This window comes from Desulfosarcina sp. (assembly GCF_033791525.1).
GTDB lineage: Bacteria > Desulfobacterota > Desulfobacteria > Desulfobacterales > Desulfosarcinaceae > Desulfosarcina.
Genome location: NZ_JASJGN010000083.1, coordinates 1 through 2,718 on the forward strand (window position 1 = coordinate 1; position 2,718 = coordinate 2,718).

Annotated in this window: 3 protein-coding genes; all 3 read left to right on the top strand. The window is 57.9% G+C overall.

Annotated features, from left to right (window positions below):
- Positions 1-327, top strand: a 327-nt coding sequence (locus tag QNK41_RS04050; protein ID WP_319254017.1) for a substrate-binding domain-containing protein, incomplete at its 5' end; no start/stop codon positions are given.
- Between the two features lie 179 nt (positions 328-506).
- A complete protein-coding gene (locus QNK41_RS04055) occupies positions 507-926 on the top strand; it encodes an archease (protein WP_319254019.1) in 420 nt (139 codons plus the stop codon).
- Between the two features lie 197 nt (positions 927-1,123).
- Positions 1,124-2,557 (top strand): RtcB family protein, encoded by a 1,434-nt coding sequence (locus QNK41_RS04060; protein ID WP_319254021.1) that lies wholly within the window; start codon positions 1,124-1,126, stop codon positions 2,555-2,557.
- Positions 2,558-2,718 lie beyond the last annotated feature (161 nt).

A 2,718-nucleotide genomic window follows, 5' to 3' on the forward strand; every position in this document is an offset into this window, starting at 1 on the left:
CTGGACTATCGCCTGGGGCAACTCGGCCTCTCCCCGGAGCAGATCAACGGCTACACCAGCGAAGAGTTCACCCACATGAACGTAGCCGTGGCCGTGCTGAGTGGAACGGCTGATGCAGGACTGGGCATCAATGCCGCAGCAAAGGCCTTGAACCTGGATTTTATTCCCGTAGTTACCGAGCAATACGACCTGATCATCCCGCAGGTCTATTTCGAATCCACCAACATCCAGGTTCTTCTAGAGACCATCAATACCGCTGCCTTCAAAACACGGGTGGAAGCCCTGGGCGGATACAGTACGGTTAAGACGGGCACAATTGTTGATTAAACCGGCGACCTTCCTGGAAGGATAGAACGAATGTCCAATGTCGAACGAGGAACCGCAGAATATCGAAGGAAGGAATTCTACCGTTTACTAAGGACGACATCGCACAGCGATACCGCCCTTCGACATTCGACATTGAATATTGGACATTCTGCGGTTCGCTTTTTAAGGATCAAGTATCCATGGAAAAGCATTACACTCTTCTTGACCACACCGCGGATCTGAGAATCCGCGTCAGCGGCACTGATCCGGCCGAACTTTTTAAAAACGCCGGTCTGGCCGTGTTTGACCTGATCACCAAACCGGATCGACTGAAATCTCAAGAGGAAATCGAGATCAATGTCATCGGCGACGATCCGGCGGATCTCATGGTCAACTACCTGCGGGAGCTGCTCTACCTGTGGACGGGCAAGGAAAATTTGGTAAAAAAAATCGAAATTATTCTCATCTCAGACACCACCGTCTCCGCCCGCGTATCCATGGAGCGCTATCAGCCCGAACGCCACGAAATTCTCCACGAAATCAAGGCGGTGACCTACCACCAGATCGATGTGAGCCAAACGACGGACGGATGGCAGGCAACGGTGGTGTTCGATGTTTGAGCAACTGAAGTGGCATCTTGCGGCCCAGGGCTGCGTTCTCACGTTTTCGAGCACGCAGTGAAGCTTCAGCGCTATCCTCGAGGTAGCGCTGCTACGCCTGTGGGTGCGAAAACGTTGCGGCCTTGGCGTGTTATAGATTCCGCATTGCGGGGAACCACAAGCTACCACTTCTGGATGGTCACTGACGGGAGGTTGAGATGGAACTGAAACAGATCAGCCCCTATTGCTACGAAATTCCCAAGTCCGGAGCCATGAACGTGCCGGGACGGGTCTTCATGAGCGGTCGGATGGCCGAGGGGCTACCCGAAGAAGAAGCCTTGAAACAGGTGGCCAACGTGGCCACGTTGCCCGGTATCCTCAAGGCGTCCATGGCCATGCCCGACATGCATTGGGGCTATGGTTTTCCCATCGGCGGTGTGGCCGCCTTCGACTGGGACACCGGGGTCATCTCACCGGGCGGCGTGGGCTACGACATCAACTGCGGCGTGCGCCTGGCCGGCACCGGTCTGGAGGAAAAAGAGGTCCGGCCCGTGTTGGACCGTTTGGTGGAGACCCTGTTCCAGAACATCCCGTCGGGCGTGGGTTCAACCGGATCGGTAAGGCTGTCCGCCAAAGAGGTGATGAAAGTGCTGCGTGAAGGCGGCCGCTGGGCCGTCCGCCAGGGTCTCGGCAGCCCATCGGACGTGGATCGCACTGAAGACGGCGGCTGTATGGCTGAAGCCGACCCCTCCGTGATCAGCGAACGTGCCCTGCAGCGGGGAACTAAACAACTGGGCACCCTGGGTTCCGGCAACCATTTTCTGGAAGTGGGCGTGGTCGATGAGATTTTCGATAAAGCAACGGCCCGAACCTTCGGTCTGTTCCAGAATCAGGTGACGGTGATGCTGCACTCGGGCTCCCGTGGTCTGGGATACCAGGTCTGCGATGACTCGCTGGCCTTCATGGCCAGGCACGTTAAAACGCTGGGTATCCAACTGCCCGACCGCCAGCTGGCCTGTGCCATGATCCGATCAGAGGCCGGCCGGCGCTACTTTGCCGCCATGGCCTGCGCGGCCAATTACGCCTGGGCCAACCGCCAGATCCTTTTGCACCGGGCCAGGGAGACCTTCCAGCAGGTGCTGGGCATCGGCCCGCGGGACCTGGCCATGCATCAGGTGTACGACATCTGCCACAACATCGCCAAGCGGGAGGAGCACACGGTAGATGGAAAACCGCGGACTGTCTGCGTGCACCGAAAAGGAGCCACCCGGGCTTTTCCCCCGGGCCACCCTGCCATTTGCGAGGCCTACCGGAAGGTGGGCCAGCCGATCCTGATCCCCGGCGACATGGGCACCGCCTCCTATGTAATGGCCGGCACCCAGACCGCCATGGATGAGAGTTTCGGATCCACCTGCCACGGCGCCGGACGGGTGCTCAGCCGTACGGCCGCTAAAAAACGAAGCCGAGGCCGCGCGATTCATCGTGAATTGGCCGACAAGGGTATCTTGGTAAAATGGACCGGCCGCAGCACCCTTGCCGAAGAGATGCCCGACGCCTACAAGGATATCGACGAGGTGGTCGACGCCGTCCACGGGGCGGGGCTTTCTAAAAAAGTGGCCAGGCTCAGGCCGATTTGCGTCATCAAGGGATGACGGGTTCGTAAAATAGCCGATATCTGCGTTACGCTTCATCCCTCGTCATTGCGGCGTACCGTCAGTACGCTGCCTACGGCACCCGCGATAGCGGTATTCTCGGGATGGAACATGAATGTTCGCCGTAATGATGAAGATCGATATACTGTTCGCTCGCTAAA

Coding starts and splice junctions, on each gene's coding strand:
- QNK41_RS04055 (WP_319254019.1), top strand. CDS start 507: ATGGAAAAGCATTACACTCTTCTTGACCACACCGCGGATCTGAGAATC.
- QNK41_RS04060 (WP_319254021.1), top strand. CDS start 1,124: ATGGAACTGAAACAGATCAGCCCCTATTGCTACGAAATTCCCAAGTCC.